Source organism: Tissierella sp. P1, from assembly GCF_002266425.1.
GTDB classification, from domain to species: domain Bacteria; phylum Bacillota; class Clostridia; order Tissierellales; family Tissierellaceae; genus Tissierella; species Tissierella carlieri.
Genome location: NZ_NPMN01000008.1, coordinates 1 through 15,324 on the forward strand (window position 1 = coordinate 1; position 15,324 = coordinate 15,324).

Genomic DNA, 15,324 nt, shown 5'->3' on the forward strand with positions numbered 1-15,324 from the left:
TTAGACTTACCAGTATTAGACATAGGAGCTTTTGGTAAAGATGCTCATAAATTCACGGAAAGAATAGAGAAAAAATATTCTTTTGAAGTAGCACCAGTATTAGTATATAAAACTATTATGAATCTATTAAAAAATAATTAGATAAAGATAAATTGTAGCTGAAAAAGTGAAGCCTCACTTAAGGTTGAGGGAAATGGAGAAGGGCACTGTTAACACAGTGTCCTTCTGGCTGTTTAGGATTTATAGGTAAATTTTTAGGTAAGAAATATTATGAACCTGCAGAAAATGGATATGAAAAAGAAACAAGAATTAATTGGAACAAGTGAGGAGATAAACTATTTTACATCTTTATTTTCTATTAAAAATTCCGATATATATTAGTATGAAGAATTTTATCTAGCAGAAATATAGAATTATATAAAGGTAGGAGAGAAAAAATGGAAAAATTTTGGAATATATTGGGAGTAGAAAAAACTGAGGATGAAGAGCTAGTTAAATCTGCATACAGAGAAAAACTTGTTAACGTGAATCCAGAAGATGATCCAGAAGGATTTAAAGAACTTAGAAAAGCATATGAAGATGCAATTATACATATACAAGAATTCAAGAAAGAAAAAACATTTACAGAATTTGATGACTTAGATGATATAGGAAAGTGGATGAAAAAAGTAGAAGAAGCATACTTTAATTTTCCAGACAGAATATCCCTTGATAAATGGAGGGAGCTTTTAAGTGATGATATTTGTATAGGTTTAGATACCGTGGAGACTGTTCAAGAAAAGTTACTTGCTTTTTTTATGGATAATTATTATTTGCCCCATAAAGTGTGGGCATTAATAAATGAACGATTTGATATTACAGAGGATAGAGAAAAACTTTACGAAAAATTCCCTAAAAATTTTATAGATTTCGTATGCAATTCTATTATTTATGAGGATTTTTTGGACTTTTATTTATTTGAAGGTCCTGAACTGGGAGAATATGACGACTATATAAAGCGATATTTTAAAGTAAAAGATATGCTGGATTATAATGAGTTAGAGGGTATAGAAAAAGAAATTGAAATAATGAGAAGTAATGCAATTTATCATCCTTATGAAGAGGTAGAAGTTGTTAGACATCATTTAAAATCAGGAAAGGATAAACATGCAGAAGAAATTATAATAGAATTGGGAAACAAATATCCCAATTGTGACTATATTATCTTATATGTAGGAGAAGTTTCTTTCCAGATAGGTGAAATCTCCAGAGCAAAAGAATACTATGAAAAACTCCTTGAAAAAACTCCAAATCACTACAGTGCGAAATTGGGACTAGGTAAATGTTTCTTAGCAGAAAAGGAATATCTTAAAGCAAAAGAATTGTTTATTGATATGCAATATGTTTTTTATGGCGATCAGAATGCTTTAAATGAAATGATGAAAGCAAATGAATATTTAATAGAAAGCTATAAAGAACAGCTAGATGAAGAACCTAATGACTTTGAAACATTAATAGAATTGGGATGGTGCTTGTATCAAAATCATAAATTCGACGATACTATAAATATTTTAGAAGGTGCAGATATACCTGAAGATAAAAAAGCATTATATAACAATTTGATGGGAAGAACATATTTATCTAATAACAATTATGAGAAGGCATATCCCTTTTGCTGGCATGGGTAGCTGATTTAGAAAAAATAGAAGATGATGGAAGTGAAGAGACTGCAAAGAGATTGAGAAACTTTGGATATTCATATTATGCAGTTGCAATAACTCTTTCGAATTTAAAGGAAAAAAGTGAAGAAAATTTGAAAGAAATTTTAAATTATTTAGAAAAGGCAATTCAAAATGAAAAAGAAGAAAACAACAAAGTATTATATATGAATTATAAAGCACAGACATTTTTAAGATATGAAAATAATGAAGAATGTATAGATATATGCGATGAAATAATTAAAAGGGCATCGCATTATTATCCGGCATACTTATGCAGACAGGAAGCTTATTACAATATAGAAAGGTATCAAGATGTAATTGATGATTATTATAATGCTGTAAACATAGAGCCAGGATATTATATACCATATCTTCTAGCAATAAAAACATTCTATTTGTTTGGCAAATACGAAGATTGTTTAGATATTATAAAAAGGGCTGAAGATAATGGTATAAATAATGAAGAAATAAAGTTGTATAAAGTGAGAGTTTTAAGAAAAACCCTTGAAACCATAGCTGAAGTAAAAGAACAGGCACATAAATTAGTGTTGGATTTAAAGGATGGACATGTAAAAAATGACTATAAAGAAGATTTTTATTTGGATATTTTATATGCAGAAGCAGATGTATGTGTGGCTATGTACGAATTTCAAGATGCACTTAATGCTATGAATGAAGCTGTTAAATTAACTCAAAAAATTGAATTTGTATTTTACAAAGGATATATACATCACGAACTAGAAGAATATGATGAAGCGATAAATATATTTACAGAGCTTAATAAGGAATATCCTAATGATGAAAAAATTATTTACCGTTTAGCAGCTGCCATGAGGGGGGACATAATTTTGATGAAGCAATAGCATATTACGCTAAACTTCTAGATATTAATCCCGAACGTACAGAGGCCTATTCTGCAATTGCCAGTATGTTAGAGGAAAAAGCACAATACTCAATGGGAGACGAAGAAAGAAATTATTACAATGAAGCTTTAAAATATAGGGAAAAGTTAATTGAGGTAGAAGAAACTGGATACAACTACCTTTTAAAGGGACTTACCCTTTCAAGACTTGGAAGAACTGAAGAAGGTATAGACAACTATTTGAAATCAATTGATCTAGAACCTGCAAATCCGTTTCCATACAATAATTTGGGATTTAATTATCACAATTTAGGAGAGTACGATAAGGCTCTGGAGTATTACCTCAAATCTATGGAATGCCTGGACTATGAAGAAACACTTTTGCCTTTTAATAATATAGCAAAGACTTATAGAGTATTGGAACAATATGATAAAGCCGAGGAATATTTAAAAAAGGGATTGGAAAGGTTCCCCAATAAGGATGTTTTTTATGAGAGTTTAAGAGAGTTATATGCAATAATGGGTAAATATGATGAAGGAATTAAAATATGTAGCGAACATATGGCGAATGTAGAAAATGTAGATATAAATGAAATCAAGCGTACAAAGGGAGATTTATATAAACTTAAAGGTGATTTATCCAAGGCAAAATCTTATTATGAAGATGCAATTTGTAAAGGTAAAAATAATACAGAGGCTTACCTTGATTTAGGTAAATTCTATTTATACCAAAACAAATACATAAAAGCTCTGCATTATTATAAAAAAACATTAAAAGAAGTGGATGAAACAGATTATGAGAATCTGTATGAGATATATTTTCATATGGCAATGACATATAAATTTTTAGGATTTAAAAAACAAAATTATTTCAGAAAATCAATTGAGTATTGTATTAAAGATATAGGTGATGAAAAAGAATATTTTACAGATACTGGATATACTCCTGCTAGAATACACAATATAACAAGAATATATATAAATATGGGTGATATTGAAAAAGCTGAATATTATATTGCTGAAATGGATAAATACAAAAAATGCAAAGGCTGTCCATATGGAAAATGTTATGAAAAATTTGCTTTGATGGGTATGTTAGCAGAAGCCAAGGGAGATATAGAAGAAGCATTGAAGAATTACAATATAGTATTGGAATATGAGCCGGAATACCTTTATGCGTATATTGCAGTTAAAAGATTGGCATCTAAAAAATAAGGGGAGAGTCAAATGATAATAGGAATAGATTTAGGAACAACAAACAGTTCAGTGTCATATTTTACAGAAGATGGTGCAAAAATAATTCCAAATCGTTTAGGGAAAAGTCTAACACCATCTGTTATTAGTATAGATGAAAACTCTAATATATATGTAGGTGAAACTGCACTAGAAAGAAGTGCAATTTACTATGACAGTACAGCACAGGTTTTTAAAAGAGATATGGGAAGTCAAAAAGTGTTTAAACTAGGGCAAAATGAATTTAATGCTGAAGAATTATCATCATTTATATTAAAATATTTAAAAGAAGATGCAGAACATTTTCTTGGTGAAAAAATAGAAGAAGCTGTAATAAGTGTTCCTGCATATTTTAATGATGAACAGAGAAAAGCAACTAAAAAAGCAGGAGAAATGGCTGGATTTAAAGTAGAACGTATTATAAGTGAGCCTACAGCCGCAGCTATAGCTTATGGATTGTATCAAAAAAAATCAGATGTTAAAATTTTAGTATTTGATTTAGGCGGAGGTACATTTGATGTCTCTATTTTAGAACTTTTTAATAATATACTTGAAGTCAGAGCAGTTGCAGGGGATAATTATTTAGGCGGAGAGGATTTTACTCAAATTCTAGTTGAACTATTTATTAAAGAAAATAAAATAGATATAAAGTCTCTGGATTTAAAAACTTTATCACATATATTAGATCAGGCAGAGAAATGTAAAAGAGGATTTTCAGATAGCAAAATATCTTTTATGAACTGCATTATAAATGATGAAAGAATTGAATTTCAAATAAATATTGATGATTATGAAGAGGCTTGTAAGCATCTTTTAGAGAAAATCAGAAACCCCATAAAAAGAAGCTTAAGTGATACAAATCTGAGATTATCTCAAATCGATGATGTAATACTTGTAGGAGGTTCCACAAAGCTTCCTATTATAAGAAAGTTTGTAAATAAGCTTTTTGGAAGGTTTCCAAATACATCAATTAACCCCGATGAAGCAGTATCTCTAGGTGCAGCAATTCAAGCTGCTTTGAAAGAAAGAAACCAATATATAAAAGAAGTAATTTTAACAGATGTTTGTCCGTATACTTTAGGAACAGAAGTTGTTATGGAAAGGGAAAACAATAGAATAGAAGCAGGTTATTTTTGTCCAATAATAGATAGAAATACTGTGATTCCTGCAAGCAGAACTCAAACTCTATATACAGTATATGATAATCAAAGTAAAATAAGAATAAATATACTCCAGGGAGAGAGTAGATTTGCAAAGAATAATATATCTCTGGGAGAGTTATTTGTGGAAGTGCCATTAGCTTTGGCAGGTGAAGAAAGTATAGATGTAACATACACATATGACATTAATTCTATATTGGAAGTAGAAGTTAAAGTAAATTCTACAGGAAATAAAGTCAAACAAATTATTAAAAATAAAAATAATGATATGACTGATGAAATGATAGAGAAACGAATGGAGGAAATAAGTTATTTGAAGATTCCTCCTAGAGAGCAGGAAAAAAATAAACTTCTTTTATTCAGAAGTGAACGAATGTATGAAGAAAGTGTAGGAGATGCTAGAAAGCAGTTAGATTATATAATTACAAAATTTGAATCTGCACTTAAAACTCAGGACCCTATAAAAATAGAAAATGCAAGAGAAGTATTCAAAGAAGAGTTGGATTATATGGAAGAAGAACAAAAGTTGAGATAAATAATATTTTTCAAAAATACAGTTTGATAGGGAATCCTCTTATGGTATAAATTTAGTAAAATGGATATAATAAAGAAATAAAATAAAGATTAGCTAAATTTATTGACAACTCCAAGTAAAATAACTATAATTATATAAAAGTAGGAAAAGCATATACCAAAGAGTTAAAGGTAACTTTCTTTAAACTCATTTAGGCCATAGTAAGTTCATTAAGTAAAATATATCAAAGCAGAGCTTTTCTATTCTTTATAAAAAAACTTTGATAGGAAGAGTAGATATAAGAGGTAGTCAAAGGGAGCCTATGATAGTGAGACATAGGTACGAGACTTATATTGAAGAACATCCTTGAGTTTCTAATCGAAATCATTAAGAGAGTAGACTTAGACGGATTCACACCGTTATATGTGAAACACATTAAGATGTGTGTTAAAGTGGCTATTAGCAATTAGGGTGGTACCACGGAAGTTAAACTTTCGTCCTTTTGGATGAAGGTTTTTTTATTTTTTGATAAAAGAAAGGAGAAGAAAAATGAAAACTACAATTAAGAGTATTTACAATGATACGGGTAAGTATTTAAATCAAGAAATTCAACTTGAAGGATGGATAAGAACTTCAAGAACATCAAAAACTTTTGGATTTATTGAATTAAATGATGGAACATTTTTTAAAAATATTCAAATAGTTTTTGAGGAAGGATTAGAAAATTTTAAGGAAATAGAAAAATTGCCTCTTAGTTCATCAATAATGGTGAAAGGTAAATTAGTACCAACGCCAGAGGCAAAACAACTGTTTGAGCTAAAGGCAAGTAGCATTGAAATTGAAGGATATTCGGCTGCTGATTATCCATTACAAAAGAAAAGACATACTTTTGAATATATGAGAACAATTGCACATTTAAGACCTAGATCCAATACTTTTAATGCTGTATTTAGAGTAAGATCAATACTTGCATATGCAATACACAAATTCTTCCAAGAAAGAGGATTTGTATATGTTCATACTCCAATTGTTACAGCATCTGATGCCGAAGGTGCTGGTGAAATGTTTAGAGTATCAACCTTAGATTTCCAGAATATGCCTGTGACTGAAGATAAAAAAATTGATTTTTCTAAGGATTTCTTTGGTAAGGAAACTAGTTTAACAGTATCCGGGCAATTAGAGGCAGAGGCTTTTGCACTTGCATATAAAGATGTTTATACATTTGGACCTACATTTAGAGCTGAAAACTCAAATACTGCAAGACATGCGGCAGAGTTTTGGATGATAGAGCCAGAGATCGCCTTTGCAGATATAAATGACAATATGCAATTAGCAGAAGATATGATGAAATATATAATCAAATATGTAATGGAAAATGCAAAAGAAGAAATGGAGTTCTTCAATAGCTTTGTAGATAAAGGTTTAATTGAAAGACTTGAAAATGTAGCTAATTCAGATTTCGGTAGAATAACTTATACTGAGGCTATTGAGTTGCTAGAAAAATCAGGAGAAGAATTCCAATATCCAGTGGAGTGGGGTATGGATTTACAAACTGAACACGAAAGATATATATCAGAGCAAGTATTTAAAAAACCAGTATTTGTAGTAGATTATCCAAAGGAAATAAAAGCATTTTATATGAGGTTAAATGAAGATGGAAAAACAGTAGCTGCAATGGATCTTTTAGTACCAGGAGTAGGAGAGATAATAGGTGGATCTCAGAGAGAAGAAAGACTTGAAGTATTAGAACAAAAAATAATAGATAATGGTATGGACCCAGCAGATTATTGGTGGTATCTAGAGTTAAGAAAATTTGGTGGAACTAAACATGCAGGATATGGTCTTGGATTTGAAAGAGCTGTTATGTATATAACAGGTATGTCAAATATAAGAGATGTTATACCATTCCCTAGAACAGTAAAATCTGCAGAATTTTAAAAAACAAGACCCTAGGAAAGAGTTAAATTCCTAGGGTCTTGTTTTTTAATACTTTAGGAAATCAATATAAGATATAGATAAATATACTTTAATTCATAAATTTACTCTTATTTAATATATTTTAAACTGGATTTACGTCCATCTATTATGTATTATATAATCCTCTTTTTATTATTTTATCACTAACTATTTTGGAAAATTATCTCCCAGATAAGAAAAATCATAATTTCCTTTAGAACTCTCTTGAAGAGAATATGATATAATAATGACAAGCATAGAAAGCATTGATAATCTAGTAGTTTGAAGCTTTATCATAAATATGGTTTTTATGTTTTTAGGTAAAATCATGTTAAACAAATTTTAATTATGAGTAATAAATGGAAAATGAGGTGATATGATTTGAGTGTAATACATTTATTAGCTTATGACTTTCCACTGCCAGAGGTGGATATGAGACAGTTCAAAGAAGTTTTTGTTTCTGAAACTACAATGGGCTTTTTACAAGGTTTTTCAGTAATAAATTGCTATTGTTCAAAGGATAATGTGGAAGTATCTAATTTAATTACTAAAAAGTATTGTCATGATGTTGGGTTGACGGAAGAAGATTCCTGTATAGAAAATTTTAAGAATTATCTATTTAAATATATGAAGCCTCATACTGAGATAGAGATATGGAGTATTTATCTTGGGGGTGATTATTCAAAGCATTATACCATAATGCCCAAATTAAGCAATATACCATTAGAGCATTTATTAACAGTTAATGATGAAATAGATTATTTTACAGAATATTATTTTGAGCCTATAAAAAAGGAAATAAATTTATCTATGATGAGTAGAAACGATATTTTATTCATTTTAGAAAATACAGGTGTTTGCCTTGTTGTTAAAAATTGAGAAGCAATAAAAGGTAGGTGAATAGACATTGAAAACACAAGAAAGACTAAATGATATTTTAAAAAATATTTTAGAACAATATGGAGTAGAAGACAAGACTTTAAATAGGCTAACTCACAAATATATGCTTCATATTGATGAGTTAAGTGAAAAGTATCAGTATCTGGAAGATGGGAGTTTAAATGAAACATGTATAGAAGAATGTCTTCAAAAAGCAACAGAAATATATAGATTTATAAATTTCAGTGATAATCTTCTCGTGATTTATGATAATTTATTTGGACAAGAGAATGAAAGAGAGAAGGAGTTTTTAGAAAGTACTCTAACTCATATATCTAAATATGATACATATAAGTTAAAATGGCAGTACCTCATATATAAGAATGATTTACCAATACATCAGGATAATGAAATCTATACCTGTATAAGACATTTATATCGTGTGAAAGAAATAAATATACAGAAATTATTTAGAGAGATAATTTTATCAGATATAGGCGGAGAAATGGATTTTTGTTCTTCTATTTTTATTATAGATATTAATAGTGGATGCATTTTTCATCTATACGATGATAGAGGAATTTATATTTTGGCTTTAAAAGAAGAATATCTTACTGATGTGTGGGGGGAATTTCATGATAGTGTTTTTACCCTTGATTATCAAAATTTCAAAATAAAAGTAAATACTCTTTATTGGATAGATGAAACTAAGGATGATCCTAATGATTTATGTCTTCATGGAGATATAACAGTTACTATAGGAGGAGAAGAATTATCTTCTTCATGTACTGTTAGTGCAGCAGCTCTTAGAATGTTGAAGACTTTATGGGAAGATCATTTACTAACAAAAGGAGGACAGATACTGCCTTGTTGTGGCAATTTTATGATTCCTAATGAAACTTTAGATGAGGTGGAAATCATCGGATGTGATACTGGAATTGATTGGACTATTTTACATGAGGATGGGATGATCAAGCTTATTACTGAAAAGGAAAATACTGTATTTGTTTATTATCTCCAATACAAAGAGGAAGTTTTGCGTTTGAAAACTATTATAAAATATCTTTACCGAAAAACATTCCAGAAGATGAGTTTGAAAGAAATGGATATATGGCATTTTGGAATGAATGGCATAGGAGAAGGGGGAGAAAAAGTGAAAAATAATGTTATTAAAGAATATAGGTTAGTACATGATAATAGGATTATTTCTTATATGATTGATTTTGAAAGACAGATTTTACAAATAAATACAAAGGGTTATGACGAAGAAGTAATTATTAGATTTCAAGGATTACTTGCCCATGCCTTTGAAAATGTTCTTTTGAATAATATTATTTTAGAAATTTCTCAAGTCACAATAGAATGTTTTTTATTAGAGGAAGCTAATAAGCTTTCAGAAGCTTTAAAATATGGCTTTCCGGCTATTGAAGTAAGTAATGTTAAGGAATTAGAGGATTACTTAAAAGAGAAGGAGTATAGGGTGTTTTATTTAGCAGCATCCTTAGGGATGTGTGGATATATTATTGCGAAAGAGATTATTTTACTGTAAGTATCATGTACTTTATAATTGGAAGATAATTACACTTTGAGCAGAAAAATTCGATATTGAAGTTGTTCTAGGGGAGGCAATATTATAGAGATGATTAGATGTAGAATATTAAGAGAATTGATATAGGAGGGCTATTGAATGGGTAATTCATGGAGTGGATTAAGACGAGAATTAGAGAATGATTATATATGTGAATCATTAAAGGGAAGAGTACAATATTTTATAACTCATTATCGTAGAGCACATGATGATTATGGAAGAATTACCATAAGAGTTGATGGGAAGGAGGTTTTAAGAGGAAATCCCTTTAATTATTATGTAAAGGGTTATGTTTATAAGGAGAGGGTATTAAAAGAGGAGATGGGAGTCCCATCTAGAAAATGGACAGGAAAAGAAACTTTGTATAATGAAGAAAATGAAGAGGTTGAAGATATGGTAAATGAAATGATGAATAATGATGGTTTTTTTGAAATTTATCATATTACGGATGCTATTAGAGAATATAAAAATTTAGATATAAAAGAAAGTATTAATTCTCCTAATCCTATGGTACGAATGTTTGCAATTATGGACAGAAGAATAGGGAAGCGTACCCTAATAAATATAATATCAGAAGTTGATAATCAGCCCGAATGGTTACAATTCTTTTATAAACTAAGGCTTGAATCAGAGAATTTGTTATAAATAGATTATAGGAAATATAAGAATAAGCTTTTAAGTTTTATAAATATGGGAATTGTTGATTGAAAATTTGCTGATAAGGATTAAATGTCAAATTTATGTAACCAACAATCCTCCTGTATTTAAGAAAAAATCTTCGTGTCAAGTTAATGACAGAATTATATATTAACAATTTAATTCTCTCTAAAATATATTTGAAAACATAAAAATAACTTGATAATACAATAAGACCCTAATTTTCCTCAGACTACGCTTGTAGGACTAAAGGATTATTAATTTAATATATTTATTTATTTTGACATTGAGGGATTATATGTCTAAGTAAAAGAAAATAGTAGAATTATTAAATAGGATTAAATAAAATATAATAGGTAAAACTATAAATTATAAAAATATCTTGATTTTAAATGATTTATTGGTTATAATAGGTTTTAAATTAATAAACACTATGATAGGAAGTAGTAAGTCTGGGTGCAATTATAGAGAGCTGTCGGTAGGTGAAAGACAGTATTGATGAAGACTGAACTCGTCCTTGAGTTATTAGGGTGAATAAAGTAATCCTAATCGGTTAAATGCCGTTATATTTTGAGTGGATATTTATTATCAATAAGAGTGGTACCGCGGAATTTACCTTTCGTCTCTATAAGAGACGAAAGGTTTTTTTATGACCTAACCCATTTAACGTAGTGAGTAATGGGAACAGTTCTTCTTGTTCCACAATTGTGAATTGTGAACTGTGCATTGTGAATCGTATGAAAGAGGAGGAAATAATATGAGAGAGTATAAACCAAATGAAATTGAAAAAAAATGGCATAAAGTTTGGGAAGAAAGAGAGCCTTTTAAGGCATCGAATAAATCCGATAAGCCAAAGTTTTATGCATTAGTAGAATTCCCTTATCCATCAGCAAATGGACTGCATGTAGGTCATCCAAGACCTTATACTGCATTAGATATTGTTTCTAGAAAAAGAAGACTTGAAGGATATAATGTTCTATTTCCAATGGGTTGGGACGCATTTGGATTACCGACAGAGAACTTTGCTATAAAAAATAAAATTCATCCAGCTATAGTTACAGAGCAAAATGTTGCAAGATTTAAAGCTCAATTACAATCAATAGGATTTTCCTTTGATTGGTCAAGAGAAATAAATACTACTGATTCACATTATTATAAATGGACTCAATGGATATTTTTAAAGCTATTTGAAAAAGGTTTGGCATATAAGCAGGAAATGCCCATTAACTGGTGTCCTTCTTGTAAAATTGGATTGGCAAATGAAGAGGTTATTCAAGGCAATTGTGAGAGATGTGGTGGTGAAGTAGTAAGAAGAGTAAAAAATCAGTGGATGCTAAAGATAACTGAATATGCTGATAGATTAATTAAGGATTTAGATAATGTTGACTATATTGAAAGAGTAAAAACCCAACAGACAAATTGGATTGGCAAGTCTGAGGGGGCAGAAGTAGATTTTCAAATTTCAGGAAAAGAAGATAAACTAAGAGTGTTTACTACTAGACCTGATACACTATTTGGATCAACTTATATGGTTATAGCTGCAGAGCACCCTTTAATAGAAAAATATAAAGATGAAATAGAAAATTTAGAAGAAATTAAAGAATATCAGCATGAAATAAGTAAGAAATCAGATTTTGAAAGGACTGAGTTATCGAAAGATAAAACAGGTGTGGAAATAAAAGGTTTAAGAGCTATAAATCCTGCCACAGGTAATGAGATTCCTATTTGGATTTCTGACTATGTGCTTATGAGCTATGGTACGGGAGCAATTATGGCAGTACCAGGACATGACACCCGTGACTGGGAGTTTGCTAAGAAGTTTAATCTTCCTATAGTAGAAGTAATAAAGGGTGGAGATATAGAAAAAGAAGCTTATACAGATACAGAAGAAGGAATTGTTATAAATTCTGATTTTATCAATGGAATGGAAGTAAAAGAAGCAAAAAAATATATGATTAAGTGGTTAGAAGAAAAAGAACTTGGTACTGGAAAAGTAAACTTTAAACTTAGGGACTGGGTATTTTCTAGACAAAGATATTGGGGAGAGCCAATACCTCTAGTATATTGTGATGAATGTGGTTGGGTTTCAGTGCCAGAAAATCAATTACCAGTTATGCTACCAGATGTAGAGAACTATGAGCCGACAGATACTGGTGAGTCACCATTGGCTAATATTAAAGATTGGGTAGAAACTACATGTCCAAAATGTGGAGGAAAAGCTCATAGAGAAACTGATACAATGCCGCAATGGGCAGGTTCCTCTTGGTATTTCCTAAGATATATTGATCCCCTAAATGAAGAAGAATTTGCTTCTCAAGAAGCATTAGAATATTGGCTACCAGTAGATTGGTATAATGGTGGAATGGAGCATACTACACTTCATCTGTTATATTCAAGATTCTGGCATAAATTTCTATATGATATTGGAGTAGTGCCTGGACCAGAACCTTATGCAAAGAGAACCTCTCATGGTATGATATTAGGAGATAACAATGAGAAAATGTCAAAGTCCCGTGGAAATGTAGTAAATCCTGATGACATAGTAAGAGATTATGGTGCAGATACACTAAGAACCTACGAAATGTTTATTGGAGACTTTGAAAAGAGTGTACCTTGGTCAGAAAATGGGGTTAAAGGATGTAGAAGATTCCTTGAAAGAGTATGGAAACTCCAAGATATTTTAGCTGATGATGAAGGATATACTAAGGAACTAGAATCAAGTATTCATAAGACCATTAAGAAAGTATCTGAAGACTTTGAAACACTAAAATTCAATACTGGAGTAGCAGCTTTAATGAGTTTGTTAAATGAATTTAACGATCATGGCAGTATAACAAAAGAAGATTTAAAAACATTTATAATACTACTAAATCCAGTAGCTCCTCATATTACTGAAGAATTGTGGGAGATTTTAGAACTAGAAGGTTATCTACATGATACAACATGGCCAGTATATGATGAAGAAAAAACAAAGGATAAAGTAATTGCACTTCCAGTCCAAGTTAATGGTAAAGTAAGAGGTACAATAGAAATCAGTATTGATGATTCTCAAGATGTAGCTAGAGAAAAAGCAAAAGCTGATGATAACATTAGTAGGTTCCTAGAAGGAAAACAAATAGTTAAAGAGATATTTGTTGCAGGAAAGATATATAATATAGTTGTTAAGTAATGTTTGCATAAACCCCATCTTTTAGGTGGGGTTTTGTATTTGAAATGACAATCATAAAAAATATGCTCATAAATGATAAATATAATTTTTAATATTGATGCCAATTTACTAATTATATATCTTTTTTAGCTATATATAATTTTTTAGAATTATCTATAGTAGCTAGATAGACCTTAGAGACATCATCTATATCATACATGCTAAGGTTATTCATAAGCCATTCCTTATTTAATTTCAAATTTTTTAAGTTTTCCTCAAATAATTTTCCATCATTGATGACTACTACAGGTAAACTTATAGGTTTAGCAGTTAGATTAAGATCTGCAGGAGTAATATATCTATTTGGCTCTTTTTTTATAACACTTAAATGTCCATCGGGTTCTAAAATCGCATATTTTACTTCTGAAATATCAAAAATATTCTTAAGTCTTAATTGACTCAAAAACAAGTCAATATTTATAAATTGTTTTTTAAAGTTTTTTCTAATAATTTTGCCATCCTCAATTAAAATCATAGGTTTGCCGTTAAAAAACAATCCTAAATTTCTATTTTTAAAAGATAAGAGACTTACTATATAGTGCCAAAAGAATAAAGTCAATAACGGAATTATTATATATGTAAAAGAAATTTCTCCGTCTATCAAAGGAGCTGCTATAATAGCTCCCAGTATCCAGACTACTGTAAAATCATAAGCAGTAAACTGATTTATGGCTCTTTTCATTATAAATCGTCCTACTAAAAATGATATTATGCCCACAGCCAAAGTTCTGATTAAATACTCTGATAAGGAAATATTCTTTATAACTCCAAAAACATTCATATAAAATATCCTCCTAATTTATAAATTCACATATAATTTTTTAGCTGGAGTCAAAATCCCAAGATAAATATTATCTATATTATCTATATTCATCAATTTAAGTTGATCTTCCATCCACTTATAGCCTAATTTATTTTTACTAAGAACTTTTTCATCAACTCTCCCTTTATATATAATAACTTCTGATAAAATGTCCTTTGAAGTTTCTATACCTATATCTAATTTTTTTGGTGGAAGATTATTGTTATTTATAGCTATACTAAAACTTCCTATAGCTTCAGCAAGTAAATATTCTACGCTTTCAATATCATAGACATCTTTTTCTCTTAATATTGAGAATAAATTATCTATTGTTAAGTTTGATTTAAAAAGATTCTCTTTTATGATCTTACCATTTTTAATTAAGATTATTGGTTTTTGTGTGACTATAGAGGGGGCTTTTAAATATAGATAAGAAATGCTTAAATGTATTAATGAATATAATACTATTATTAAAATTGCATCAATTGGTCTGGATTTTGGATTAACTATACGTGATGCGGCAATATTGCTAGTTACGGCTGCCATTAAAAAATTATACGGAGTAACTATGCTAAACTGGCAAAACTTCATTAACTTAGTTGATGCAAATAATGTGAAATACAATATTGAAGTTCTAATAAATAATTCTAATACTCTTAATTTTTCTCCTTCGAAGAAAATCTTTTTTATATCCATAATATCATCCTTTCTCAATATAGGTTATCCATAATAGAATATTTATATAATTGATAATAATAAAAGTAA

11 protein-coding genes and 2 other annotated features are annotated in these 15,324 nt (G+C 29.6%); of the genes, 9 read left to right on the plus strand and 2 right to left on the minus strand.

Annotated features, from left to right (window positions below):
- Positions 1 to 437 precede the first annotated feature (437 nt).
- The 9 genes from CIW83_RS07170 to leuS all read left to right on the plus strand — a co-directional run bounded on the left by CIW83_RS07170 (position 438) and on the right by leuS (position 13,718).
- Positions 438 to 1,667, plus strand: a complete 1,230-nt coding sequence (locus CIW83_RS07170; protein ID WP_094900168.1) for a lipopolysaccharide assembly protein LapB — start codon at positions 438 to 440, stop codon at positions 1,665 to 1,667.
- Positions 1,652 to 2,563: a hypothetical protein gene (locus tag CIW83_RS07175; protein ID WP_094900169.1), complete on the plus strand. Its 912-nt coding sequence runs from the start codon at positions 1,652 to 1,654 to the stop codon at positions 2,561 to 2,563. The genes CIW83_RS07170 and CIW83_RS07175 overlap by 16 nt, the downstream gene beginning before the upstream one ends.
- 65 nt (positions 2,564 to 2,628) lie before the next feature.
- On the plus strand, positions 2,629 to 3,777 hold the full coding sequence (locus CIW83_RS07180) for a lipopolysaccharide assembly protein LapB (protein ID WP_094900170.1): 1,149 nt from the start codon (positions 2,629 to 2,631) through the stop codon (positions 3,775 to 3,777).
- A gap of 12 nt (positions 3,778 to 3,789) precedes the next feature.
- Positions 3,790 to 5,490 carry an Hsp70 family protein gene (locus tag CIW83_RS07185; protein WP_094900171.1) on the plus strand — a complete coding sequence of 567 codons (1,701 nt, stop codon included), beginning with the start codon at positions 3,790 to 3,792 and terminating at the stop codon, positions 5,488 to 5,490.
- Between the two features lie 250 nt (positions 5,491 to 5,740).
- Positions 5,741 to 5,974, plus strand: a binding site (T-box leader).
- A 44-nt stretch (positions 5,975 to 6,018) separates the two neighbouring features.
- The gene (asnS, locus tag CIW83_RS07190; RefSeq protein WP_094900172.1) at positions 6,019 to 7,407 is read left to right on the plus strand and encodes an asparagine--tRNA ligase; all 1,389 of its coding nucleotides are present in this window, start codon (positions 6,019 to 6,021) and stop codon (positions 7,405 to 7,407) included.
- A gap of 399 nt (positions 7,408 to 7,806) precedes the next feature.
- A complete protein-coding gene (locus CIW83_RS07195) occupies positions 7,807 to 8,304 on the plus strand; it encodes a hypothetical protein (protein ID WP_094900173.1) in 498 nt (165 codons plus the stop codon).
- 28 nt (positions 8,305 to 8,332) lie between these two features.
- On the plus strand, positions 8,333 to 9,853 hold the full coding sequence (locus tag CIW83_RS07200) for a DUF3885 domain-containing protein (protein WP_094900174.1): 1,521 nt from the start codon (positions 8,333 to 8,335) through the stop codon (positions 9,851 to 9,853).
- Positions 9,854 to 9,991: 138 nt separating this feature from the next.
- Positions 9,992 to 10,537 (plus strand): hypothetical protein, encoded by a 546-nt coding sequence (locus CIW83_RS07205; RefSeq protein WP_094900175.1) that lies wholly within the window; start codon positions 9,992 to 9,994, stop codon positions 10,535 to 10,537.
- Positions 10,538 to 10,973: 436 nt separating this feature from the next.
- Positions 10,974 to 11,179 (plus strand) — a binding site (T-box leader).
- A gap of 127 nt (positions 11,180 to 11,306) precedes the next feature.
- Entirely contained in the window at positions 11,307 to 13,718 is a 2,412-nt protein-coding gene (leuS, locus tag CIW83_RS07210; protein WP_094900176.1) for a leucine--tRNA ligase, read from the plus strand.
- A gap of 112 nt (positions 13,719 to 13,830) precedes the next feature.
- Here leuS and CIW83_RS07215 read toward each other — a convergent pair whose 3' ends face one another.
- Together CIW83_RS07215 and CIW83_RS07220 are read right to left on the minus strand one after the other, a co-directional pair.
- Positions 13,831 to 14,538 (minus strand): DUF421 domain-containing protein, encoded by a 708-nt coding sequence (locus CIW83_RS07215; protein WP_094900177.1) that lies wholly within the window; start codon positions 14,536 to 14,538, stop codon positions 13,831 to 13,833.
- An 18-nt stretch (positions 14,539 to 14,556) separates the two neighbouring features.
- Positions 14,557 to 15,255 (minus strand): DUF421 domain-containing protein, encoded by a 699-nt coding sequence (locus CIW83_RS07220; RefSeq protein WP_094900178.1) that lies wholly within the window; start codon positions 15,253 to 15,255, stop codon positions 14,557 to 14,559.
- Positions 15,256 to 15,324 lie beyond the last annotated feature (69 nt).